The sequence below is a fragment of the Bacillus cereus group sp. MYBK227-1 genome (assembly GCF_051916325.1).
In the GTDB taxonomy this organism is placed as follows: domain Bacteria; phylum Bacillota; class Bacilli; order Bacillales; family Bacillaceae_G; genus Bacillus_A; species Bacillus_A cereus.
In genome coordinates, this window is the sequence record NZ_JBQAGK010000005.1 from 71,871 (window position 1) to 95,866 (window position 23,996).

Sequence of the window (23,996 nt, forward strand, 5' to 3'; positions counted from 1 at the left end):
ATAATCCTCCTTTGAAAGTCGTTACATGTAGCAACTAGTTTTTAGGTAGCATATAAAAACACACCAATTTTTAAAGGTGTGTTCTTTAGTTTTAACATGAGAAAATATATATTTTTGTTGAAGCATATATATTTTTACAAGCGTTGAATTTCATAGTTTATATATAATTTAGTATAAGGCATTTTCAGAAAGTAAGTCAATTTGAGCTGGAATATATAGCATTTTTTTACTGAAGAAAAATGATGGTATATAAAAAAAGCAAAAAGCTTTTCCATTTTTAAATAGGAAAAGCTTTTTGCTTTTAAGCATGTTTGCGAATGAGCTTTTGTTTTATAAACCCTAAAACAAATCCACGTATTTGAGGATCAATTCCAATTCCAATTATACCGTATAGTATACCAGTAAGAGTTAAAGCAATTAGTGGCGGTAAGTTGATTAATGCAATTCGGTATATACCGTAACTAATAATAAAGGCTAAGGAATTAAATATAATTCCTTTAACTAATAATTGCATGCCTTTACGAATAAAGAGGGTAAATCCGATTAATAGTGTAATTTCGGTAAGGATAGCTGCGGCAGCTGCTCCCATCATTCCATATTTACTACCTAATACAATATAACCTATGATGGCAACAACCAATCCAATAGTCATTGTTGTTGCACGTTTCCATTGCTGGCCAATCGTTGTTAAATTATCGGCTAGTGGATAGTTAATTGATTGTAAAATAACCATAAACGCTAAAATAGCAAGAGCGTCACCAGCGGGAGCGTATTTTTCTCCTAATAAACTAACAATCCAGAAACTTGGATCAGCAATAAAGGGGATAGAAATTCCCATTCCTAAAAAAGACATAAGTTTTAGTTCAAAGCTTGATAATTTTCTATGTTCTTCAATATTTTGCTCATTACCAAAAGCAAAAAGCCTTGGATAAAAGGCAGCTGCAATTACTCCAGGTATTTGATATAGTACGGCAGGTATTTTATATGCAGCACCAAAGAATCCAACTTGCTTATATGTTGAAACTTTTTCTAATATAATAGGCCCTAATTGTGGTAAGAGCATAATGATGATTCCATTGATTGTGAAAATAAGTAGTTGATCTAAAATACCTTTATCCCAACCCTTATGTACTTTCGTATAGCGTATTGTCATTATAAAGGCAATAACACCTGTTACAAGACTAGATACCCCGTACATGGCAGCAACCATCATAAGTGACCATTGAAAATACATCCCTAATAATAGGGCAGCAGCAGCTGTTACACCTTGTAGTACAGAAATAATAGCTGTAAATTGCATGCGCTCTGTAACTTGGAAGTAAGCCATACCAACACCTTGTAAGGTTGCTCCGAACATCGTTGGTAGAACAACCCAATATACCATCGCACGTAAGTAAGCGTCGGGATAGAAGAACTGGGCAAAAATAGCGAAAAGTACAGAAATTACGATAGCTAATATTAAACGAATACGCAAATAACTACTTATGAGTACGCTAATATTAGCATCGCTTCTTGTTCCTTCACGCATAAATGTATGTGTTAAACCTGCATCTGTAAAGTAACAAATAACAGCTGAAACAGCTAATGCAGTTGTAAACATACCGTAATCCTCTGGAGAAACATATCGTGCAAAGAGAATTGTTGCAATAGCCAGTACAAAACGGACAGTAATGTTTCCTACAAAGAGGTAGGATGCGTTTTTTAGAATTTTATTTGTTTTCATGAGAAAAGACCTTTCTATTCTTTAGGACCTGGTTAGCTTGTCCTATTTGTAAATTTGATTTGTTCACAGAAAGAGAGAGTATCGTTATATTTTCAGTTTAAGAAAACAGAAATTTAATTCGTACAAACCAAAGCATTGCATATAGTTTTTTACTACGCTTTCCATTCTTTGAATAGATTTTACGGCAATATTTCTTTATATCTTTTTTGATTAATTGAACTTGTGATTTATCTAATCGAGAGTTTTCTTTAATATATATACAAGCGTTATTGATGACTGTATAAGGGAATAAATAAGTCTCAAGAATCTCAATCAGTGACTGAGGGTCTTTTGTAATGAAATCTTGAGATTTATTATGTACCCAATCTTTCATACGATTGAATACTTCTAGCTCTTTTGTCGTTTTTAATTCATAATCTTTATACTTAGAAGAAAGATTTCCTTCTGATAAGATTCTATAATAAGTTAAGTATTCATCGACATAACATACATTTGTCACACTCATAAGTTTAAATAAAAACTCTAAATCTTCGCCCCAACTACATCCTGGTGTAAAACGAATGTTATGATTCATTACGATGGATCGTTTGAAAATCCAAGTACTTGTTTGAGCAACAACTTGATGTGTTAGGAATGCTTTTGCCATATCACCTTTAATAAAGTTTGTTGTATGTTCAACCTTCTCGCCTGTTTCTTCGTAGAAATTCATATAACCACAATAGCACGCGTCCATTTCGTTTTTATGCATACTTTCGACTTGCTTCTCAATTTTAGTTGGATGCCATAAGTCATCACTATCAAGAAAAGCGATATATTCTCCGCTAGCATTTTCGATACCTGTATTACGGGCTACCGAAACACCTTGGTTTTTTTGATGAACGTATTTTACTTGCCCTGGGTATTTTTCAGCAAGGTTTTTCACAATAGAAGGTGATTGATCTTTACTTCCATCATCTACAATTACAATTTCAATGTTTTTATATGTTTGATCTAGTATTGACTGCATCGTTTCTTCAATATATTTTTCCGTGTTATACAGGGGTATGACAACAGAAACAAGTTGCTTTTGTTCCATCATAGAATTTTTATCTCCTCAAGTTTTTTATGTCTTGCATCATATATACAAGCCTTTTGGAAGGAAGAAGATTACAAGAACATCTGTATAAGTTTAACGCATATAAACTTTGTAAATCAACTTTCTATTGTTGTACTTTGTATAAAAAGTATTTATTATAGAACGTATTGTGTTGTAAAAATATAGAAATATATTTTGAAAATTATGTATCTGAAGGGAGAAGATGAGATGTTAGGGCGATTTACTCGCAAATCTAATATAATCCTTTTAGGGATTATTATGATAGTCGGTTTTGCACTTCGTTTTGCAACTTTACAAACACATGGTGCAGATCTATCTATAGCTAGCGATGATATAGGTTATCAAAAAACGGCAAATATTTTATTGGAAACAGGGATGTTAACATATCATGAACCAGATAAACCAACGATTCATATTATGCCGGGTTTTCCAGCTTTATTAGCTGTTGTATTTTATTTTTTTGGAAATGGCAGTGAAGGTCTTTTTGTAGCAAAATTAATTATTATCCTATTAGGGGTACTTAGTATTTTGCTAACTTATAAGATTGGTACTTATTTATTGAATTCTGCTGCAGGATTAATAGGTGCTTTCTTATTAGCTGTGTATCCTCCAGAGATTGTTATGGAAAATTTAACTTTAACAGAAGGGCCGTTTCTATTCCTTTCATTAGGATTAGTATATTGGAGTTTAAAATTAGCTGATACTCATAAAACGAAACATCTTCTGATTGTATTAATTTTCTACTTTTTAGCACTGTACCTCCGTGTACAAATTGCCTTATATCCAATCTTACTATTTGGGTATCTTTTAATGAAACGCTACCCATTCCGTATTATGATGAAGCAAGCGATTATAAGCATAGGAATAGGACTTATCGTACTTGGACCATGGTGGGCTCGCAATTACATTCAATTTGATAAATTTATCCCACTAACTGCTGGGGCAGGGAATCCGTTATTACTTGGAACGTATCAAGGGAAAGGTTACCCAGAAGGTAAGGATATGGGGGAACTTGAAATAGAGTTACATGCAAAATACCCTAATCTTGAAGCACATGAATTTATGGAATTAGAAGAAAAAATAGCGATTGATAAAATGAAGGAATGGTGGAAAACTGATAAGGAATCTATGATAGAGAGTTATTTAGTTTTGAAGCCAGAAATTCTTTGGAAAAAACCGTATTATTCTATAGAACATAATATTGAAGTATTCAATGTTTCTGCAAAGGATATGAATGAAATATATAATTTTATTAAGACGACGTTTTTAATATGTACAGTACTTTCATTTATTTTCCTTTTAAAAAGGTGGAGAGAGACTACATTTTTATGGTCAATCCTTTTATTGCAAACAGCTTTAACATGTTTTTATGTTGCATATGAACGATATGCATTACCGTTAATACCATTCTTATTTATTATAATTGGAGTTGGGACCGTGGCAACTGTTATGAAAATTAGTAAATTATTAATTAGAAAAAAATAGTTTACAATAAAAAACATCTTAATTTTTTTAAAAAAATTAAGATGTTTTTTGTATATATTAATATTTAAATAGAAAACTATTCGTTATCGGTTTCAGGCTGCGTTACTTTTAATTTTTGCTTTAATAACGCATAATCTTGCGTTAACGTTACAAGTTGATGATGTAATTTAGAAATTTTTCTTGTTAAGTCAAAAATTAATATGAAACAGAATAATAGTCCAAATAAGAATAAAACAGATGGAGGATATTCTACGTGTAATAGTTGGCCAATCCAATTTATAATTTTTTCAGTAGAACTTAAAATAGCCATTGCAACACAAACAAAAATCCATAAAATAGCATATTTAGTTTCTAAAGCTCCACGACGAATGGAATTAATAATTAATAAAAATAATAATAGAATGAAGATAAATGAAAAGGTAATTATAGGCATTTATTATCAACCTTTCACAATTTTTTGCATCAATATAGCAAGGCTTACTTTAATCATGTAATATGCAGATTTAAGAGGTGTGATAGAAGATTGTCCACCTTGACGCTCTTGCATATTTACGGATATTTCATTAATGCGTAATTTTTTCTTTTTTAAATGAATAAGGACTTCTGGTTCTGGATAATCTTTTGGATAATTATGTGCAAAAATCTTAATTACTTCTCTATTGATAGCACGATACCCAGAAGTTGGATCCATAAAGGTTTGTTTTGTTAGTACTTTCAGTAGAGCAGTAAAATAAAAAATACCAATTCTTCTAGAAATACTACCTTTATAGGCTGTTTTCTCTGTAAAACGTGAACCTAGCACCATATCGCATTGGTCTTCAGCAATAGGTTTTATAATTTTGTACAAATCATCAGGATTATGTTGCCCATCAGCATCGAACTGAATCGCAATATCATATCCATTCTCATAAGCGTATTTATAACCAGTTTGTACAGCTGAGCCAATACCTAGGTTATATGGTAAGTTCACAAGGTGAACAGGAAAATCATTTACGATTTGAGCTGTTTTATCATGTGATCCATCATTAATAACGCAAATGCTTAATTCTGTAAAATGCTGTTTTAGTTTTAATAATCTTGTTAATGTATCTGCAATTGCTTCTTCCTCGTTATACGCAGGAATAATAATTAACGTTTTTGGTATTGAAATTGGTACCTCAATAGACATTATCGCACCATCCCTTATATACTTAATTATATTATAGTTATTTTTAAACGAACCTTATCTAATATACCATTAATAGTATAGCAAAATAAAGGAAAAACTGGTGGGTTATTTTAGGAGACGCACAGTAAAGAAAAGATAAGAGCTAGAATTTTTTACAATAAAAAATACATGCAAGGATGAAATAAACCTGTGCATGTATGAAGTGAGAGTATCGTATTATATATTCCATGGCTTACTTAAAGTTAAAACTTCAGCCATCTCTTTACTTTTTAAACGTCCCTTTTTTCGGTTTTCCGCGCGTTCTAAACCGGTTGTGTGTAACCAATGTTCTTCCTGAGTTTCAGGGAGTACTTGTGGTACGGACGAAGGTTTTCCATCTTTTATAGCCACAAATGTAATGAAGCAAGTAGCAGCAATTCTACGCTCGCCTGCTAATAAATTTTCTGCGATTACTTTTACGAAAACTTCCATTGAAGATTTCCCTGTATAACATACAAATGCTTCATAACAAACAGAATCAGCTTGGTGAATTGGAGTTAAAAAATCAACTGAATCAATAGATGCTGTTACGCAATGTTTACGACTATGTCTTGCAGCCGCAATCGAAGCAATACTATCAATTTCTGCTAATAATTTCCCTCCAAAAAGTGTTTGGTGATTATTTAAATCGTTAGGAAAAACACGTGTTGTCTTAATTGCTTTAGATTCTCGCATGAATTTCTTTTCCATATATTCAGCCCCTATAGTCTGTTTTCAATCAGAATAATATGTGTAAGCGGATTACTCATATTAGATATTTAATGAAGTAAAGTGTATTCCAAAAGAGGATTATTTAAACTTCTGTATTTGTATTCATGTAACTGAAAGAAAATTTATTTTATCTAAAATGTAGTGTAAAAGAGGATTCGCTTACATTGCAAGTAAAAAGTAATGGCTATGTATTTGTCATAGAAATTCTCTATCAGCCGTGTACTCATTCATGATAGAATCGTTTTGTTATGAATGGAAATAGAGGTGCAATGGACATATGAATCATATACAAACAAATTTTTCATCTTTCTTCAATAAAATTACAATCGGTGCGATGCTCGCATTTTTTGTTTATAGTTGTTGGGCAGCATTTGAGACAAGTAAGCAATTTTTTGGAGGAAGTACAACAAGTGTAACAATCATATTAGCAATTTTTATCATACTCATTTTGTTAGTGGCATCAATTCTACAATATCGTTTTACAGATAAACAATTTCTTATTTTTCTTATAAGTATATCTATAGTTGTGAGACTTAGTATGCTGTTATTTGTAGACGCTCCAATAATTGGTGATATGAAAGTGATCTATGAGTCTGCAAAGCAGATTGCAATTGGTAATAATATAGAGACTGTAACTCATTTACCTTTTATTATATATGAGTCAGTAATTATTCGTATATTTGGTGATACATTATTCGCTTTACAACTATTTAATGTGTTATTTTGCGCAGGAACCGCATTTTTTATTTATCGTATTGCAGCAATGGTTTTTGGAGAAGAATGCGGTCGTATTGCTTCTATCTTTTATGCTCTGTATATTCCAAATATATTCATGAGTTCCGTATTAACTCCTGAGTCACTTGCAATATTTTTATTTTATTTTGCTTGTTACATACTTTTATATAAAGGATTAGATCATCCTTATATGTGGGTATTTTCAGCGATTTTATTTGCATTTAGTAATATGATTTTCCCAATGGGATTATTTCTTCCTATTTTTATCACGGTATATGTATTATTAATCGAAGTATTTCAATCAGCAACGAAACAAAAGGTGTTACTAAAGATGATAGGGATACTTATTCTATTTTATAGTGCCCATTTTGGTGTGAATTATGGAATTAAGACAATGGGAATGTCACAATATACGATTGCGAATGAGACGTATGTTCAATCTGTTTTAATTGGAAAAACGCAACATGAAGAAAAAATATCGAAAAATCAAAGTGTAACAGAGCATATTGATCAAAAGTTAAAAGAGATTGAGGGAGAAAGATTTAAACTTTTAGAACCGATGATAAATCAGTTTTCAGATGAGGGGATAAATTCTATTCTTTTCAAATATGAAAAACTGATATATATAGCCGTAACATTGTTTATGACTATAGCTCTATTACACTTCCTTATTAAGAAACAACAAAATGAGGGATATATGTTGTTCTTATTTTTAATTAGTGGATACGTATTGTTAAAGCTCTTCCAAGTAGATATGGCATATTACAATGTAATTATGCCAGCATTGTTTATTTTGCAGAGCTTTGGTGTTTATATGAGTTATGTGTATTGTCAAAAAATATTTTTCAGAAAATAAAAAGAATCCATTCTGGATTCTTTTTTTTGATGGAAGATGAAATTTAGTAGTTAGTACAGATGAAAAGTATGCTTGACTACTAAATTTCATCTTATCGATTTAGTTCTAGTTGCAAATTATCGGCTGTTAGAGCCATTTGTGAGGAATCATCTTGAATTCCTTTCATTACTTGTGAAATAGCTTGTAGTTCGTGTTCAATTTTCTTATTCTGTTCTTTTGAGTTAGACATATCTTTTACGATTTCTTGGAAGTATCGATCTGTTGCCGACATACTATCTGTTCCTTCCGATACGAGAGAGCTAATTTGTTTCACAGAAGACGAGACACGAGTAATTTGTTCATTTGTTTTTTCGACGAGCTTTGTAACGTTAAATATAGATTCTTTCGTTTGCTCTGATAATTTTCGGATTTCGCCAGCAACAACAGAAAACCCTTTCCCAAATTCTCCAGCACGTGCCGACTCAATAGCAGCATTTAGTGCGAGTAAATTTGTTTGCTCCGCAATCGATTTAACAATATCTATGATTTCATTAATTTTGTTAGAAATATTGAGAAGTTCATGAGTATCTGTAATAATCGTTTCCATATTCATTTGAATAGATCCCATTCGTTTGTTTTGCTGGTTTAATTGTTCTTTCCCTTTATTCGCTTTTTCTTCAGATGTTGTAGCTAATGATGTACCTGTTTTAGCAATCTCTACAATAGTTTCAGATTTGGCGGTTAGTTTTTGAATAGAAGAGCTTGTTTTTTCAGATACAGCAGCTAGTTCTGTTGCGATATGCGTAATTGTCATAGCAGTTAATTCTTTTTCTTTCTCATGCTCTTTTTGCATTCTTTCATATTCAGATTCATAAGCTGCAAGAACAAGTTCTTGTTCAAGAGTGAATAATTTATTTATAACATTTATAGAATATGAAAAATCATCGATTGTCGTTATTTTTGTTTGCAAAATCTTCATGATAGAGCGGAATAATTCTTGATAAGCAGCAGTATACCATTTTCGATGTAAACCAATTTGTACATGCCTTTTGGCAATCCTAACACGCTGTTCAATAAAATCTTCATGCATATTGCCGCTGAATAATTCTTTAATATGTGTTTTTAAAGTTTGTTTTAGTTTTGGAATAGAGCTGTAACGCTCAATAATAGTAATTAAATTAGGTTGTTTTGTAATGTTGGCATAGAATTTTTCAGTAATCCAATCAATTTCTGCATAAATAAAAGGCTGTAGCACTTTTACAACTTGTAAATCTTCTTTTGAAATATGTAGCATATCCATTTGAATTTTTAATTCAGAATTAGTAGGTACATTAAAAGTTATTTGTTGGTTCTTACTTAATTCGATTATACTGGCATTTGTTTTATTAATATTTTTTTTGAAAACCCCAAGCATCATTCTTCCCCCTGTATATAAAACGTTTTCAATTTTAAAACTAATATAGAGTAATTATATATGCTTATATATAATTACTCTATATTAGTTCGTTGAATAGTATATAAATTAAGAGAATTCTATCTAGAATTCTCTTAATGGCCTTTATTAATTTTAGCATGTGTTTTAAAGAAGACAGGGAAATGCACATTATATATTACAGTGACGACACGAATAACGAATGTTACTAATAAACAAACATAGAAAGCTAATACGTGCGCCCCCATAGCGTGTGTAATTAGGAAGCTAATTGCTCCTAAGATAGAAGCGATTGCGTAAATCTCTTTTCGGAATACGTAAGGGATATCTTGAGCACAAATGTCACGCAAAATACCGCCTCCAATACCTGTAATGACTCCCATTGAAACAACTAGAAATGAGGCGTCAACATGATGTGACATTGCCGCATTTGCACCAATAGCTGTAAAAACGCCTAAGCCAACAGCATCAGAAAGCATAATAACGACTTGAAGTTTATTGATACGCTCAAAAAACATACAAGTAAATAATGCTGATAATACACTTACGAAAAAGTAAATGGGTTTTACAAATGCGACAGGGGGCAGGTTACCAATCATGATATCACGAATAATACCGCCGCCGAGCGCAGTGGCTACAGCTAAACAAAGGACACCAAATAAATCTAAATCTTTTTTTAAACCAACTAATGTACCAGAAATGGCAGCGGCGATAATGCCAAGAAACGTAAATATATCGATTAATAACATGGCCTTAATCCCTTCCTCTTAAAGATGTTCCAGAGAAAAAATATACACTAAAGTATTGGAAATAACAATTACTTTTCGCTACATGTAGAAAAACGGATAAAATTCATAAAGAAAGCGTTTGAAAATGTTTGGAAAATAACCATAAAGTAATCTGAAAAAGATATGAAAAGATTAATTTTACATTTTTTGATGTTGTTAATTTGATAAAATATTACAATTAGAGGTGAGATATTTATATTTGTATAAAGTGATAAAAAAATATGTATATACTGACAAAAATAAGGGGATGGTTGTTAGATAGATTTTGTAAAAATAGGGGAGTATAGCTAAAGGACGATGATTTTTATTACTTATTAATACTTGTCCTGGCTAGTTTTAGCTGGAAAAATAGTTCTCGATTTGAATATGAGTTATGTTATAATTGCTAGGTGTGTTTGAATGATAAAAAATTATGATTAAAAGATAATGTTAAGATTTTGTATGGAGGTCTTGGAATGTTAGCAAATCAAGCTAGGGTTAGATTTGAGCATTTTTTGCTCTTTTTTATTATTTTACAGCCTGTTTTAGATTTATTAACGTCTCTTAGCATAACTTTATTAAAGTCAAATGCTACCGTTGGAATTTTAGTAAGATTCCTTATTATGGCTGTTGGTGGTATTTACATTTTAATTCAGGCAAAAGAGAAGGAAAATAGAAAGTTTTTAATTTATCTTATATTATTAGCCGGAGTTTTAGGGATAGGGTTTATTAATAACAAACTAGTTAAAAATCCTATTGTACTTGGTGAAGAGGTTAAATTCGTTGCGAAAGCATTATATATATATATCATGCTGGGATCATACATTTTAGCTTTAAAATCATTGAAAAAGACAGTTAATATTAGTGATAAGGTTCGAAATAGTATTGTATATTCTACATTAATCATTAACGCAATTATGGTTATTTCTATTTCAACATCTACTGACTTTGGTAGTTATGAATGGATGAAGGTTGGTTCTCGAGGTTGGTTCTATGCAGGGAATGAACTAGGTTCAATCTTAGCTATTATTTTCCCTATTGTGGTACTATATTCTATTCAAAAAACAAAGAGCTGGAAACACATTTTATATTGGATTCCATCACTTTTAATGATTTATTCGCTAATTCAAGTCGGTACAAAAGTTGGAATGGGCTCAATTGGTGCTACGTTAGGGGCAGCAATCGGAATCATTGTACTACAATTATTATTTGATAGAAAAAATCCGAACAAAAAATCCCTTGCGCTTAATGCAGTAATTGCTATGGTCCTATTAGCTGGTGTAGTTGGGACGTTTAAACAAACACCATTAGCACAAAATATGGGTATTCACAATAATTATTTATCAGAGCAAAATGTGGCACAGCAAGGTCAAAAAGAAAAAGAAATTAAAGAGAAGCTGAAAAAAGAGCAAGAACTTAAAGCAAAAGAAGAAAATCATCATAAAGTTGAAAAGCCAGAAGAAAAGGCGAAGATAGAAGAGGAAGTTAAGAAAGAGCTTGAGAAAGAGCAAAAGAAAGAAAATCAAGAAAATCTTATTTTCAGTGGACGTCAAGTATATGAAGAAAGACATAAGCAGTTCTTTAAAGAAGCGCCAATGTCACAAAAGTTATTAGGAATGGGTTATGCAGGTAACTTTAAATACAATGAACAAAAGCAGCCAGATCCAAAACTAATTGAAATGGACTTCCATGATTGGTTTTATGATTTCGGGATTATTGGCTTTGTATTACTAATGATTCCATTTATTTATTACGGGCTAAGAATTTTACTAGCATTTGCTACGAGATTTAAGGACATATTCAATATAAAATATGGAATGATTTCAGCAAGCTTATTGTTAGCGTTAGGTATTGCTTATATTGCAGGACATATTTTAACAGCACCAGGAGTTGGGATTTACTTTGTAGTGGTGTTAGCTTATCTAATAGTAGACCTAGAAATTGAATGATAAAAATAAAAGCTAACTTTTGTTAGCTTTTATTTTTTAGTACAGTAAAATAAAAATAGATGGAAACGTAGCGAGGATTTAAAGGAGGAAAAAATATGAGAATATTGCATATGAATGCAGGAGCAGAAGATGGGGGAGGGAAAACACATATTATTTCACTTCTCGATCAGTTTCCAACTGGTGAAGTAGAATTAGCAGTATTTGAAGATGGAATTGTTGCGAAGGAAGCAAGGGAGTTAGGGATAAAAGTCCATGTGTTTTCACAAAAATCGCGCTATGATTTATCCATTTTAAAGAATATAAGTGAATTTATTAATAAAGAAAAATTTGATGTAGTTCATACACATGGCCCTAGGGCTAATTTCTATGTTTCTTTAATGAAAAAGAGAATAAAGGCAAAATGGGTAACGACTATTCATAGTGATCCATTTCAAGACTTTACTAAACAGGGCTTAAAAGGTTGGATTTTTACGAAATTAAATTTGAAAGCCTTAAAAAATATAGACTTATTTTTCGTTGTAACAAATAGATTAAAAAAAAGCCTGGCAGCATTAGGTATTTCAAATGAAAAGATGCATGTTATTTATAATGGAATTGAATACGATAAGGAAAAAGCAGAAGGCTATAATAAAAAAGAAATGTTCAATATTGATGAAGATGTATTTACAGCAATCCAAGTAGCACGATTACATCCTGTCAAAGGACATGAAGTTTTATTCGATGCGTTACAACAAACAAAATTAGAGAAAATTAAAGTATTATTAGTTGGCGATGGCCCATTAGAAGAAAATCTAAAGTCATTAGCTACTGAAAAAGGGATTAACGATAAAGTAGAGTTTTTAGGACATCGTCAAGATGTAAAACAATTATTTGCGTCGTCACATGTAAATTTATTAACTTCCCATAGTGAAGGGTTCCCACTAGTTTTATTAGAAGCGGCAAATCAACGCGTACCATCAATTGTGACTAGGGCTGGAGAAATTGAACCATTAATCGTAGATGAAACTTACGGATGGATTGTGCCAACAGGTGATGGAAAGGCATTAGCATTAGCTTTAGAAGAAGCATATGATAAGTGGAAAACTGGAGAGTTAGCAGCAATGGGTAAACATATTTATGAGCATGCTACTATGAACTTCTCACTTCAAAAACTATATGAAGATACAAAGGAAACATATAAGCAATTAATAGCGAAAAACTTGTAATGATAGAGAGGATAGTTAACTATGGCAGTACAAACAGTTGATATTCTAGGCGTTCCTTTTTCTACAATGACAATGGATGAAACGGTCCAATATTTAAAAGAACAACTAGAAGCGGAGCGAACTCATACGTTTCAGGTAGTAACAGCAAACCCTGAAATTGTTATGTGCGCAAAAAAGGATGAAAAGTTCTATCAAACATTATTGAATACAGATTTAATTACACCTGATGGTATTGGGGTTGTAAAGGCAAGCGGGATGCTTGGTACACCTTTAAAAGAACGTGTAGCAGGTTTTGATTTAATGTGTAATTTACTTGCGAAGTTATCTGAAGATAGTAAGCCGGTATCTGTTTTCTTATTAGGTGCAAAGCCGCATGTTGTACAAGCTGCAGCAGATCATTTAACAAAGACATATTCAGCTGTATCCATCGCCGGTATACAAGATGGTTATTTTAAACAAGAAGACGAAGAGAATATTATTTCTCGCATTCAAGAAGCAAAACCAGATTTATTACTTGTTGCACTTGGTTTCCCGAAACAAGAGAACTTTATCCAAAACAATAAGCATCGTTTAGAAACGAAAATGGCTGTTGGAGTGGGTGGAAGTTTAGACGTATGGGCTGGAGAGGTAAAACGTGCACCAAAATGGATTCAAGCGATTCATTTAGAGTGGTTTTATAGATTATGCAGTAATCCAACACGCTGGCGTCGTCAGTTAGTATTAGCGGAATTTTTAAAAGAAGTAATGCGTTCGAAAAAGTAGCGAAATATCGCTGCTTTTTTTATTTGTTCATTTTTAATAAATTGAAACTTTAATTAGTGAGGCATCCCCACTGATTATTAGCTCTCACCAATCGGGATAGACGTTTTACTTTTTGGGAATGATGAAGGAGAATTTTTTACACAAAAGTATTTTACTTATACAATTCACACATGTAAAATGATGTGTAAAGACACCTGTGTGAGGAGGACTTCTAGTGGGCAAGGTAAAAGAAATTTCGAAGCGCAAACTACTTGGTATAGCTGGGCTTGGATGGCTATTTGATGCAATGGATGTTGGAATGCTTTCATTTGTAATGGTAGCCTTGCAAAAGGATTGGGGATTAAGTACGCAAGAAATGGGCTGGATAGGCAGTATTAACTCAATCGGTATGGCAGTAGGAGCGCTTATTTTTGGGATACTATCAGATAAAATAGGGCGGAAATCAGTCTTTATTATTACATTATTGTTATTTTCTATCGGTAGTGGTTTAACTGCATTAACAACAACACTTGCAATGTTTCTCGTTTTACGCTTTTTAATTGGTATGGGGCTTGGCGGAGAGCTTCCAGTTGCCTCTACACTAGTATCAGAGAGTGTTGAAGCGCATGAGCGTGGGAAAATTGTTGTGTTATTAGAAAGTTTTTGGGCAGGTGGATGGCTAATTGCAGCTCTTATCTCGTATTTTGTTATTCCTAAATATGGTTGGGAAGTTGCGATGGTATTGAGTGCAATTCCAGCACTATATGCTTTATATTTAAGATGGAATTTACCGGATTCCCCAAGGTTCCAAAAAGTTGAAAAAAGGCCATCTGTTATTGAAAATATAAAATCAGTTTGGTCTGGGGAATATCGTAAAGCAACAATTATGCTATGGATTCTATGGTTTTGTGTTGTCTTTTCCTATTATGGAATGTTCCTTTGGTTACCGAGTGTAATGGTGCTAAAAGGATTTAGTTTAATAAAAAGTTTCCAATACGTACTTATTATGACATTAGCTCAACTTCCAGGATATTTCACCGCTGCTTGGTTTATTGAACGTCTCGGTCGTAAATTTGTTTTGGTTACGTATTTAATTGGGACAGCTTGCAGTGCTTATTTGTTTGGGGTTGCGGATTCATTAACAGTATTAATTGTGGCAGGTATGCTACTATCCTTCTTTAACTTAGGTGCTTGGGGAGCATTATACGCCTATACACCTGAGCAGTATCCAACGGTTATTCGTGGTACAGGTGCAGGAATGGCAGCAGCATTTGGTCGTATCGGTGGTATCCTTGGGCCACTATTAGTGGGATATTTAGTTGCCTCAGAAGCTTCACTATCATTAATATTTACGATTTTCTGTGGATCAATTTTAATTGGTGTATTCGCTGTAATAATACTTGGACAGGAAACGAAGCAACGAGAATTAGTATAAAGTGAAAATTTAAACGTATCCTGGATCGTTTATCATCCTACACTACTTGTCTCTTTATAGGCAGTTAGTACGGGATAAAGGGGGAGAGGAAACCGAAGTGGTTTCCTTTTTTCTGTTTTTTTAGATAAATAATGGTATAGTAAGAAAAAGGGATTATTTCTTATAAAAGCGAATGTATACAACAGGACATATGGACAAAGAATTAGGTGGTTGAAGAAATGAAAATTTTACTGATTATGGAAGAGGCAGAAGAGAGAAGAGAGTTAGCTGAAAATTTCACTGAAAATATGAGAAATGTAGAATGTTTTGAAGCAAAGACAGGAACAGAATCTTTATTTATGATGAAAAAACATATACCAGACTTTGTTTTTTTAAGTTCCAAATTACTAGATGGTACTGGTTTTGAATATGCAAGTTTATTACGAGAAATAAATTGCTATACAAAATTTATTTTTGTAGGTGAAAACATAGAAGAATCTATTACAGCTTTTCGTTTTCAAGCATTTTATTATTTATTGCGACCATTTCGTGAAGAAGATTTACAATTTCTTTTATATAAAATAGGTAAAGAACAAGGTGAGAAAGCAAAGAGTTATTTGCGAAAACTACCGATAGAAAGTCAAGAGGGCATACGATATATTCTTCCAGAAGATATCGTATATGTAAGTAAAAATAAAGAAAATAAAACTGTTTCAATTTACACAACGAATAATCAGTATATTTCAACATATACACTTCAGGAATTAGAAAATAAGCTAAATGCATATGATTTTTTACGTGTACATAAAAGCTATTTAATTAATATGTCATATGTAAAAGAACTGAAACCTTATTATAATGGCACGTATAATTTGTATTTAGATAGGTATGATGAGCAACCGATTCCAGTCAGTCGTAATTATGTAAAACGCCTTCGAAATAACATTGAATTATAGTAGATAATGAGAGTATTTTAACATGATAAACTGAAAATCCTTCATGATAGGGAGGATTCAAGTTAAATATTCAGAAAATTTAGTACAATCTCCACTAAGAAATAGTATTGGGGGAATTGTATGTGAAGACATTGAAATCGATTTTACTTTGGGGCGTTATTACAGCAGTAGGAGCAGGTGCTTTTGGGGTAATAGCTTTATCACAAGGTGAAACCATTAATGCTGTATGGCTCTTAGTAGCTGCCGTATGTGTATATGCAGTTGCTTATCGCTTTTATAGTAGATTTATAGCGAGAAAGGTTTTTAATTTAGATGATAATCGGCAAACACCAGCCCATACATTAAATGATGGGAAAGACTATGTTCCAACAAATAAGTGGGTATTGTTTGGACATCACTTTGCAGCGATTGCTGGAGCGGGACCTTTAGTAGGACCGATTTTAGCGGCACAAATGGGGTATTTACCAGGGACCATTTGGATTATTGTTGGGGTAGTTGTTGCGGGGGCTGTCCAAGATTTTGTTATTTTATTTGCTTCAATGAGACGTAATGGTAAATCGTTAGGAGAAATGATTAAAGATGAGATTGGACCTGTTACAGGACTAATTGCAATGATAGGTATTTTAGGAATTATGATTATTTTATTAGCAGTATTAGCGTTGGTCGTAGTAAAGGCACTAATCGGAAGTCCTTGGGGAATGTTTACGATAGCAGCAACGATTCCTATCGCTATTTTAATGGGAGTTTATATGCGCTATATTAGGCCTGGTCGTGTTGGAGAAGGATCAGTAATTGGTATTATCCTACTTATTTTATCTCTTGTTGGAGGACAGTATGTAGCAGAAAATCCAACACTTGCAAGTATGTTCACATTTAGTGGTGAAACAATTGCTATTATGCTTATTGTATATGGATTTATTGCATCTGCATTACCAGTTTGGATGCTTTTAGCACCACGTGATTATTTAAGTACATTTTTAAAAGTCGGAACAATTGTAGGGTTAGCAATCGGTATCTTAATTGTAGCACCAGATTTACAAATGCCAGCAGTTTCGAAATTTATTGATGGAACTGGTCCTGTGTTCTCTGGAAACCTATTCCCTTTCTTATTTATTACTATTGCTTGTGGTGCAGTGTCTGGATTCCATGCTCTTGTTTCATCAGGTACGACGCCGAAGATGATTGAGCAAGAGGGACACGCACAGCCAATCGGTTATGGAGCAATGTTAATGGAGTCGTTTGTAGCAGCGATGGCGATGATTGCAGCTTGTGTATTAACACCGGGAACGTATTTTGCAATTAATAGTCCCGCAGCACTTATCGGTACAGATGTCTCGCAGGCAGCTCAAGTTATTTCCTCATGGGGATTTGCTATTACACCAAATGAACTAAAAGATCTCGCTGTAAATGTTGGAGAGCAAACGATTTTATCACGTACAGGTGGTGCGCCAACATTAGCGATAGGTATGGCATATATTTTCTCACAAGTAATAGGTGGAACGGCCATGATGGCATTTTGGTATCATTTTGCGATTCTCTTTGAAGCCCTATTTATTTTAACAACGATTGATGCCGGAACGCGTGTCGGCCGATTTATGATTCAAGATATTTTAGGGCATGTATATAAGCCATTTGGGAAAACGGATTCTACATTAGCAAATGTAATCGCTACAACATTATGTGTATTAGGGTGGGGATATTTCTTATACCAAGGGGTAATAGATCCGCTCGGTGGAATTAATACATTATGGCCACTTTTCGGTATTGCAAATCAAATGCTAGCAGGTATTGCATTATTACTTGGAACGACAATTTTGTTCAAAATGGGAAAAAAGGCGTACGTTTGGGTAACACTTATTCCAACTGTCGGGTTGCTGATTGTAACAATGACGGCGGGGTATCAAAAGCTATTTCATGAAAATCCTAAAATTGGATTTCTATCGCATGCAAAGATATTTCAGAGAGCATTAGATGAGGGAAAAGTGTTAGCGCCAGCTAAAAATGTCGCTCAAATGAAGCAAATTATTTTCAATGATTATATTGATGCAGCGCTTTGTGGGATTTTTATGATAGTTGTAATCGCTGTGTTAGTTTCAGCACTTCGAATTTGGATACAAGTATTAAGAAATAAGCCAATGCCGTTAAAAGAGGCACCATATATTCCTAGAGATGAAAGTGAGTCGAGGAACTATGCTTAAAAAGCTGTGGCAAGTATGGGGGGAAAGGAAGCGCTTTATTAGTTTGCTCGTTGGGGTACCAAGTTATGAAGTATATGTGGAGCATATGAAAAAGCATCATCCTGAAGAAGAGGTTTTATGTCAAAAGCAATTTTTTGCTGAGGCACAAGAAGCAAGATTTAACGCAAAGGGTGGAAAAATATCACGCTGTTGTTAATGAAAAAGGGCGAGTTTTCGCCCTTTTTATTTTTTGCTGTTTCACGTGGAACAGCAAAAAATAAATAAAAACTTTGGGAATTATAGGGATTTCGTATACAATAAAGTAAGGAAAGGGATAGATAGAAAAGTAAGGAGATCATTTTATGTTAAGGGACTTATTTGTAAATACAACAATTATTCTTTCCTTTATTTTTGTTGGAGGTCAGCTTTTAAGAGATAAGCCGTTAAAAGAAGGATTCTCTTTTGGGCAGAAATGTGTAGTAGGCATTTTTACTGGGATACTAGGTATATTACTAATGTATTTCGGTGTTCGTGTTGGTACCATCCTATTGGATTTACGCTACTTAGCTGTTATTCTAGCTGTTATTATTGGAGGGCCGATAGCGAGTACCATAACAATTATTATGATTTTAGTAACTAGACTGTTGTTTATGGATTATTCATTAGCTTCTCAAGTGGCCTTTTATACAATCATTGCGATAGGAATAGGGAGTATCTTTATTTCGCGTATGAAGCTTTCTTTAGGGGAAAAGTGGGTATGGTTACACGCATATATTTTATCTATTCTAATCCCAGCGTTATATATATGGTTAATTAAAGAGATCCACATAGTGGGATTATATTTAATTTCTAGTATTATTACAGGTTACATAACATTCATAAGTGCAAATTATGTTTTACAATCCAATGAGCTATTTCAAACGATGAAGCAATACGCAACGATAGATGCATTGACAGGTCTAGGAAACGTAAGACAGTTTGATTTAGAGATGAATCGTCATATTAGTAATAAACACTTGAAAAACGATTCACTTTGTTTACTACTTATAGATATTGACCATTTTAAGCATGTAAATGATACGTATGGGCACCCAGCGGGAGACGAAGTGTTAAAACAAGTAGGGCATATTTTGCGAGAAATGTCAGCATTTCCGGATTTGGTTTTTCGAAAGGGTGGAGAGGAGTTTGCGCTTTTGATACCAAGGAAAGGAATAGCTTATGGAATTCATGTTGGGGAACAAACTCGTATAGCTGTTGAAAAACATTCATTTGAATTGTTAGATGGAACAAAAATAAAAATTACAGTTTCGGTAGGGGTTTCAGAGTATGAAGGGGCATCAGAGCAATTTATTCAAGCGGCGGATGATGCGTTATACTACTCGAAACGAAATGGTAGAAATAAGGTCAGCTCTGCATCTTAAAGATAAGATGACCGGAAGACATAAAGCTTATAAAAAACACTCACAGAGGCAATGTATGAACCTTGTGAGTGTTTTTATTTATATATTAGACAAGTTCTTTTGATACAACGAATTTACGATATGCACCATGGTGAGTTGGACCTACGTATTCGTTAATTTTGAATGAGTAACGAATAGCAGCTGTGATGAATTCTTTAGCAGTTTTTACTGCTTCTTTCACAGGTTTTCCTTTTGCAAGTTCTGCTGTAATTGCAGCAGAATATGTACAACCTGCACCGTGTGTATTGGTTGTATCGATTTTTTCTGATTCTAGAAGTTCGAATGTTTCTCCATCATATAGGACGTCGATTGCAGTTTCCGTACCAAGTTTGCTTCCGCCTTTAATTAGTACGTATTTGGGACCTAAAGCGTGAATTTTCTTCGCTGCTTCTTTCATGTCCTCAAGAGAATTAATTTTCACACCACTTAATTGGTAAGCTTCAAATAAGTTTGGCGTTACAACTAATGCCTTTGGCACAAGAACGTCACGTAAGCAATCGTTCGTTTCAGGGTGTAATGCTTCATCTGCACCTTTACATACCATAACAGGGTCAACTACTACATTTTTGAAATTGTGCTTTTCGATTGTTTCTGCAACCATTTCAATAATTTCTACTGATCCAAGCATACCTGTTTTTAAAGCGTCTACGCCAACACCTTCAATTGTTGTTTCTAATTGTGGTTTTAATGTAGAAGCTGGGATTGGAAATACGTTATGTGCCCAACCGTTATGTGGATCCATCGTTACGATTGTTGTAAGAGATGTCATTCCGTATACGCCCAGTTCTTGGAATGTTTTTAAATCTGCCTGTATACCAGCACCGCCACTTGTGTCAGAACCAGCGATAGTAAGTGCTTTATTTAATGTCATTATGAAAGCCCCCTCGAGTGATATAATGAAAACTATGTTTTCACCATTATATCAATGTTACGAATAAGTACAAAGTGAAAAGTAGATGATTTATTTTAAGAGCTATTTAAAATCTTGTATGCAGGAGAATGAGTATGTTTCGAGATAATCGTACGAATGAATTAGTTATATTAAAGGAAATTGCAGAAACATTAAATACATCAAATGATACATATCATGTATTGCAAGCTGTCCTCGAGAAATTGCTAAGTGTAACAGGTTTAACGACAGGATGGATTTTTCTTGCGGATGAAAATGGGAAGTATACGAAGTTAATTGATTATCAATTACCAGAGGCACTTACATATAAAAATAAACGCCCGATGTGCGAAGGTGAATGTTGGTGTTTACGAGGTTTTGTAGATGGAAAATTAGAGAGAGCCGTTAATATTATTGAATGTAAAAGAATTAATAATGCAATTGAATATAATTGGGGGGATACGGAGGGCATTCTTCATCATGCTACGGTTCCTTTAAAAGCTGGGGGAGAAAAATTTGGGGTGTTAAATGTTGCAAGTCCGGGTAAAACACATTTTTCAGAAGAAGAATTAGTATTACTCCAATCGGTTGCCTTCCAAATTGGTACGGCTTTAAAGCGAACAAAATTATATGAAAATGAAAAGAGAAGAGCACATTATTATGTGAAATTAGAGCGTTTCATTCAAGATTTAAAAATGATTCATAAGTTTAATGTACTACCTGAAAAGGTGGTAAATCACGTAGGTGAAGTATTTCAATGGAATCAAGTAGCGCTTTTTATTAGGGAGGAAAAAGAATTATCTCTGCGAGCGTCTTACGTTCAGGAAGAGTTACAAGAGGATGTAAAAGAGGCGGCCAAGAAGGCGTTAGAACAAGATGAACCAGTTCTAATAAAACATCAAATAGGACATAATGTACATCTAAATCGAGCTGTTATTGCTACACCAATACATATTCAAAGCCATATATTTGGTGTTTTATGTGTTAGTTTGAATAATGGAGAGTTTGATGCTAATACAATAGATGTAATTCAAGCATTATCGAACCATGTTTCGTTAATAATAGAGAATTTGAGGTTAAACGAGCAGCGCCGTGAACTTGTACGAATGGAAGAAAGAAATCGGTTAGCAAGAGATTTACATGATTCTGTTTCGCAAAAATTATTTTCATTAACCTTCATGACAAAAGGCGCCGAGGCAGTTTTAAAAGGTAAAAATGAAAAGGTAGATCAATCTTTGCATGAGATGCGTGAACTTGCGCAAGGAGCTTTGAAAGAAATGAGGACATTAATTTGGCAGCTTCGTCCGGCAGGATTAGAAAAAGGATTATTGCCAGCTCTAAAGCAGTACGGTGAAAATTTGGGACTGAAAATTAGGGAGCAAGTTACGGGTGTTCGTGATTTACCTCGTGTAGTAGAAGAAGCTTTGTGGCGCATAGGCCAAGAAGCACTGAACAATGTAAGTAAGCATGCAGGTGTAAAAGAAGCGACGATTTATTTTACAGTGAATGAGAAAAATGTATCATTAGAAATAGTTGATCAAGGAAAGGGCTTTGTGGAAAAGAATATAAAAGAAAAGAAATCACTAGGTATGACTACGATGCGTGAAAGAGTAGAATTAGTTGGTGGAACAATTAAAATTGTAAGTAGTAATAAACGAACGAGCGTAAAAGTAAATGTACCATTATGATGTGAAAATGAGGGAAGTTTGTGAAAATAAAAGTATTGTTAGTTGATGATCATACAGTCGTTTTAAAAGGATTAGCATTTTTCTTAAGTACACAGGAAGATTTAGAGTTAGTTGGAGAAGCGAATAATGGGAAAGAAGCGTTAGTGAAAGTAGGAGAAACAAATCCCGATGTTATATTAATGGATTTATATATGCCTGAAATGGATGGTGTTGAGGCGACGGCATATATAAAAAAAGAGTATCCAAATGTGAAAGTAATTGTATTAACTAGCTTTTCTGATCAGGCGCATGTGTTACCTGCATTAAGGGCTGGAGCAAGTGGGTATATTTTAAAAGATGTAGAACCAGATCAGCTTGTTGAGGCTATTCGAAGCGCATATAAAGGTAATATTCAATTACATCCGGATATAGCAAATGCTCTTCTCTCTCAAACATTACCTGTAGAAGAAAAGGAAGAAGAACCTTCTATTCAAGTGGATGTGCTAACAGCGAGAGAAAATGAAGTATTGCAGCTATTAGCGAAAGGGATGAGCAATAAGGAAATTGCATCTGTTTTAGTTATTACAGAAAAGACGGTTAAGGCGCATGTAAGTAGCATTTTGAGTAAGTTGAATTTATCTGATCGTACGCAAGCGGCATTATATGCAGTTAAAAATGGAATTGTATAAGACGAAAGTCGTAAGACCAAGTTCGCCTTTAGAAGGTGGACTTTTTTTATGGAAAAATACGTCTATGTGAGGACGAAATTGTCTTTATATAAAGATAAAATATGTTTGTAAGCAACAAAACAACAATTACAAGGGATACCTTTTTTGAAAGCATATAACAACATAAGAGTGAGTACTAGGAGGAATAAATAATGGCAACAGTTTTATTCGTTAAAGCAAATAACCGTCCAGCGGAACAAGCAGTTAGTGTAAAATTATATGAGGCATTTTTAGTGAACTATAAAGAAGCACACCCAAATGATACAGTAGTAGAACTTGATTTATATAAAGAAGAATTACCATACGTAGGCGTAGACATGATCAATGGTACATTCAAGGTAGGTAAAGGATTTGATTTAACAGAAGAAGAAGCAAAAGCAGTAGCAGTTGCTGATAAGTATTTAAATCAATTCCTAGAAGCTGATAAAGTTGTTTTCGGCTTCCCATTATGGAACTTAACGATTCCAGCAGTATTGCACACATATATTGATTATTTAAACCGTGCTGGTAAAACGTTCAAATATACGCCAGAGGGTCCAGTTGGCCTAATCGGAGATAAGAAGATTGCATTATTAAATGCACGAGGCGGCGTATATTCAGAAGGGCCAGCAGCTGAGGTAGAAATGGCTGTTAAATATGTAGCAAGTATGATGGGCTTCTTCGGCGCAACAAACATGGAAACAGTAGTTATTGAAGGACATAACCAATTCCCAGATAAAGCAGAAGAAATTATTGCTGCAGGTCTTGAAGAAGCAGCTAAAGTAGCAAGTAAATTTTAATTAAAATTATACTCGTCACTCGAAAAAACAGCATTAACGT

21 protein-coding genes and 1 pseudogene are annotated in these 23,996 nt (G+C 33.6%); 13 read left to right on the forward strand and 9 right to left on the reverse strand.

Annotated elements, in window-relative coordinates; all coding sequences use genetic code 11:
- Positions 1 to 301: 301 nt before the first annotated feature.
- Together ACTFRM_RS21725 and ACTFRM_RS21730 are read right to left on the reverse strand one after the other, a co-directional pair.
- Positions 302 to 1,723 carry an oligosaccharide flippase family protein gene (locus ACTFRM_RS21725; protein WP_006919811.1) on the reverse strand — a complete coding sequence of 474 codons (1,422 nt, stop codon included), beginning with the start codon at positions 1,721 to 1,723 and terminating at the stop codon, positions 302 to 304.
- Between the two features lie 97 nt (positions 1,724 to 1,820).
- Positions 1,821 to 2,801, reverse strand: coding sequence for a glycosyltransferase family 2 protein (locus ACTFRM_RS21730; RefSeq protein ID WP_139848945.1), 981 nt, complete (start codon positions 2,799 to 2,801; stop codon positions 1,821 to 1,823).
- A 225-nt stretch (positions 2,802 to 3,026) separates the two neighbouring features.
- Here ACTFRM_RS21730 and ACTFRM_RS21735 point away from each other — a divergent pair, with 225 nt between their 5' ends.
- Positions 3,027 to 4,304 (forward strand): glycosyltransferase family 39 protein, encoded by a 1,278-nt coding sequence (locus ACTFRM_RS21735; protein WP_000901470.1) that lies wholly within the window; start codon positions 3,027 to 3,029, stop codon positions 4,302 to 4,304.
- Positions 4,305 to 4,380: 76 nt separating this feature from the next.
- Here ACTFRM_RS21735 and ACTFRM_RS21740 read toward each other — a convergent pair whose 3' ends face one another.
- The 3 genes from ACTFRM_RS21740 to ACTFRM_RS21750 form a co-directional block, all read right to left on the reverse strand.
- Entirely contained in the window at positions 4,381 to 4,737 is a 357-nt protein-coding gene (locus ACTFRM_RS21740; protein ID WP_001121768.1) for a DUF2304 domain-containing protein, read from the reverse strand.
- Positions 4,738 to 4,743: 6 nt separating this feature from the next.
- Positions 4,744 to 5,472, reverse strand: a complete 729-nt coding sequence (locus ACTFRM_RS21745) for a glycosyltransferase family 2 protein (protein WP_000021476.1) — start codon at positions 5,470 to 5,472, stop codon at positions 4,744 to 4,746.
- 216 nt (positions 5,473 to 5,688) lie between these two features.
- Positions 5,689 to 6,201 (reverse strand): acyl-CoA thioesterase, encoded by a 513-nt coding sequence (locus ACTFRM_RS21750; RefSeq protein ID WP_000412126.1) that lies wholly within the window; start codon positions 6,199 to 6,201, stop codon positions 5,689 to 5,691.
- A 298-nt stretch (positions 6,202 to 6,499) separates the two neighbouring features.
- Between ACTFRM_RS21750 and ACTFRM_RS21755 the strand changes: the two genes are divergently transcribed.
- Positions 6,500 to 7,813, forward strand: a complete 1,314-nt coding sequence (locus tag ACTFRM_RS21755; protein WP_017672920.1) for an ArnT family glycosyltransferase — start codon at positions 6,500 to 6,502, stop codon at positions 7,811 to 7,813.
- Between the two features lie 91 nt (positions 7,814 to 7,904).
- On the opposite strand, the gene ACTFRM_RS21760 is transcribed toward ACTFRM_RS21755, so the two are convergent.
- From ACTFRM_RS21760 to ACTFRM_RS21770, 3 genes and pseudogenes are all read right to left on the reverse strand, one after another.
- Entirely contained in the window at positions 7,905 to 8,645 is a 741-nt protein-coding gene (locus tag ACTFRM_RS21760) for a methyl-accepting chemotaxis protein (RefSeq protein ID WP_370512974.1), read from the reverse strand.
- 15 nt (positions 8,646 to 8,660) lie between these two features.
- Positions 8,661 to 9,209 (reverse strand): annotated as a pseudogene (locus tag ACTFRM_RS21765) (protoglobin family protein); the annotation flags it as partial.
- 131 nt (positions 9,210 to 9,340) lie between these two features.
- On the reverse strand, positions 9,341 to 9,973 hold the full coding sequence (locus tag ACTFRM_RS21770) for a trimeric intracellular cation channel family protein (RefSeq protein ID WP_000924371.1): 633 nt from the start codon (positions 9,971 to 9,973) through the stop codon (positions 9,341 to 9,343).
- Positions 9,974 to 10,467: 494 nt separating this feature from the next.
- Between ACTFRM_RS21770 and ACTFRM_RS21775 the strand changes: the two genes are divergently transcribed.
- The 8 genes from ACTFRM_RS21775 (at position 10,468) to ACTFRM_RS21810 (ending at position 19,854) form a co-directional block, all read left to right on the forward strand.
- A complete protein-coding gene (locus tag ACTFRM_RS21775; protein ID WP_000880755.1) occupies positions 10,468 to 11,940 on the forward strand; it encodes an O-antigen ligase family protein in 1,473 nt (490 codons plus the stop codon).
- A 95-nt stretch (positions 11,941 to 12,035) separates the two neighbouring features.
- A complete protein-coding gene (locus ACTFRM_RS21780; RefSeq protein ID WP_001221227.1) occupies positions 12,036 to 13,145 on the forward strand; it encodes a glycosyltransferase family 4 protein in 1,110 nt (369 codons plus the stop codon).
- Positions 13,146 to 13,166: 21 nt separating this feature from the next.
- Complete coding sequence (locus ACTFRM_RS21785; protein WP_000290747.1) at positions 13,167 to 13,907, forward strand: WecB/TagA/CpsF family glycosyltransferase; 741 nt, start codon at positions 13,167 to 13,169, stop codon at positions 13,905 to 13,907.
- A 214-nt stretch (positions 13,908 to 14,121) separates the two neighbouring features.
- Positions 14,122 to 15,321 carry an MFS transporter gene (locus tag ACTFRM_RS21790; protein WP_000521075.1) on the forward strand — a complete coding sequence of 400 codons (1,200 nt, stop codon included), beginning with the start codon at positions 14,122 to 14,124 and terminating at the stop codon, positions 15,319 to 15,321.
- A gap of 218 nt (positions 15,322 to 15,539) precedes the next feature.
- Positions 15,540 to 16,256, forward strand: a complete 717-nt coding sequence (locus ACTFRM_RS21795) for a LytR/AlgR family response regulator transcription factor (protein ID WP_000698256.1) — start codon at positions 15,540 to 15,542, stop codon at positions 16,254 to 16,256.
- A gap of 122 nt (positions 16,257 to 16,378) precedes the next feature.
- Entirely contained in the window at positions 16,379 to 18,454 is a 2,076-nt protein-coding gene (gene cstA / locus ACTFRM_RS21800; RefSeq protein ID WP_173600726.1) for a carbon starvation protein CstA, read from the forward strand.
- Positions 18,447 to 18,650, forward strand: coding sequence for a YbdD/YjiX family protein (locus tag ACTFRM_RS21805; protein ID WP_000914503.1), 204 nt, complete (start codon positions 18,447 to 18,449; stop codon positions 18,648 to 18,650). Before cstA ends, ACTFRM_RS21805 begins: the two co-directional genes overlap by 8 nt.
- A 145-nt stretch (positions 18,651 to 18,795) precedes the next feature.
- Entirely contained in the window at positions 18,796 to 19,854 is a 1,059-nt protein-coding gene (locus tag ACTFRM_RS21810; RefSeq protein ID WP_000942917.1) for a GGDEF domain-containing protein, read from the forward strand.
- An 85-nt stretch (positions 19,855 to 19,939) separates the two neighbouring features.
- Here the strand turns inward: ACTFRM_RS21810 and pdxK are convergent, their stop codons facing one another.
- Positions 19,940 to 20,764 carry a pyridoxine/pyridoxal/pyridoxamine kinase gene (gene pdxK, locus ACTFRM_RS21815; RefSeq protein WP_000174260.1) on the reverse strand — a complete coding sequence of 275 codons (825 nt, stop codon included), beginning with the start codon at positions 20,762 to 20,764 and terminating at the stop codon, positions 19,940 to 19,942.
- 134 nt (positions 20,765 to 20,898) lie between these two features.
- Between pdxK and ACTFRM_RS21820 the strand changes: the two genes are divergently transcribed.
- The 3 genes from ACTFRM_RS21820 (at position 20,899) to ACTFRM_RS21830 (ending at position 23,956) form a co-directional block, all read left to right on the forward strand.
- On the forward strand, positions 20,899 to 22,470 hold the full coding sequence (locus ACTFRM_RS21820; RefSeq protein WP_000488148.1) for a GAF domain-containing sensor histidine kinase: 1,572 nt from the start codon (positions 20,899 to 20,901) through the stop codon (positions 22,468 to 22,470).
- A 20-nt stretch (positions 22,471 to 22,490) separates the two neighbouring features.
- Positions 22,491 to 23,138, forward strand: coding sequence for a response regulator (locus ACTFRM_RS21825; protein WP_000695799.1), 648 nt, complete (start codon positions 22,491 to 22,493; stop codon positions 23,136 to 23,138).
- 191 nt (positions 23,139 to 23,329) lie between these two features.
- On the forward strand, positions 23,330 to 23,956 hold the full coding sequence (locus ACTFRM_RS21830; protein ID WP_000246744.1) for an FMN-dependent NADH-azoreductase: 627 nt from the start codon (positions 23,330 to 23,332) through the stop codon (positions 23,954 to 23,956).
- Positions 23,957 to 23,996: the final 40 nt, after the last annotated feature.

What these genes read in the sequence shown, in the direction of transcription:
- ACTFRM_RS21795 (WP_000698256.1), top strand. Translation starts at nt 15,540, where the DNA reads ATGAAAATTTTACTGATTATGGAAGAGGCAGAAGAGAGAAGAGAGTTA.
- ACTFRM_RS21775 (WP_000880755.1), top strand. Translation starts at nt 10,468, where the DNA reads ATGTTAGCAAATCAAGCTAGGGTTAGATTTGAGCATTTTTTGCTCTTT.
- ACTFRM_RS21780 (WP_001221227.1), top strand. Translation starts at nt 12,036, where the DNA reads ATGAGAATATTGCATATGAATGCAGGAGCAGAAGATGGGGGAGGGAAA.
- ACTFRM_RS21830 (WP_000246744.1), top strand. Translation starts at nt 23,330, where the DNA reads ATGGCAACAGTTTTATTCGTTAAAGCAAATAACCGTCCAGCGGAACAA.
- ACTFRM_RS21745 (WP_000021476.1), bottom strand. Translation starts at nt 5,472, where the DNA reads ATGTCTATTGAGGTACCAATTTCAATACCAAAAACGTTAATTATTATT.
- ACTFRM_RS21760 (WP_370512974.1), bottom strand. Translation starts at nt 8,645, where the DNA reads ATGCAAAAAGAGCATGAGAAAGAAAAAGAATTAACTGCTATGACAATT.
- ACTFRM_RS21770 (WP_000924371.1), bottom strand. Translation starts at nt 9,973, where the DNA reads ATGTTATTAATCGATATATTTACGTTTCTTGGCATTATCGCCGCTGCC.
- ACTFRM_RS21740 (WP_001121768.1), bottom strand. Translation starts at nt 4,737, where the DNA reads ATGCCTATAATTACCTTTTCATTTATCTTCATTCTATTATTATTTTTA.
- ACTFRM_RS21730 (WP_139848945.1), bottom strand. Translation starts at nt 2,801, where the DNA reads ATGATGGAACAAAAGCAACTTGTTTCTGTTGTCATACCCCTGTATAAC.
- ACTFRM_RS21755 (WP_017672920.1), top strand. Translation starts at nt 6,500, where the DNA reads ATGAATCATATACAAACAAATTTTTCATCTTTCTTCAATAAAATTACA.
- pdxK (WP_000174260.1), bottom strand. Translation starts at nt 20,764, where the DNA reads ATGACATTAAATAAAGCACTTACTATCGCTGGTTCTGACACAAGTGGC.
- ACTFRM_RS21750 (WP_000412126.1), bottom strand. Translation starts at nt 6,201, where the DNA reads ATGGAAAAGAAATTCATGCGAGAATCTAAAGCAATTAAGACAACACGT.
- ACTFRM_RS21820 (WP_000488148.1), top strand. Translation starts at nt 20,899, where the DNA reads ATGTTTCGAGATAATCGTACGAATGAATTAGTTATATTAAAGGAAATT.
- ACTFRM_RS21785 (WP_000290747.1), top strand. Translation starts at nt 13,167, where the DNA reads ATGGCAGTACAAACAGTTGATATTCTAGGCGTTCCTTTTTCTACAATG.
- ACTFRM_RS21735 (WP_000901470.1), top strand. Translation starts at nt 3,027, where the DNA reads ATGTTAGGGCGATTTACTCGCAAATCTAATATAATCCTTTTAGGGATT.
- ACTFRM_RS21725 (WP_006919811.1), bottom strand. Translation starts at nt 1,723, where the DNA reads ATGAAAACAAATAAAATTCTAAAAAACGCATCCTACCTCTTTGTAGGA.
- ACTFRM_RS21810 (WP_000942917.1), top strand. Translation starts at nt 18,796, where the DNA reads ATGTTAAGGGACTTATTTGTAAATACAACAATTATTCTTTCCTTTATT.
- ACTFRM_RS21805 (WP_000914503.1), top strand. Translation starts at nt 18,447, where the DNA reads ATGCTTAAAAAGCTGTGGCAAGTATGGGGGGAAAGGAAGCGCTTTATT.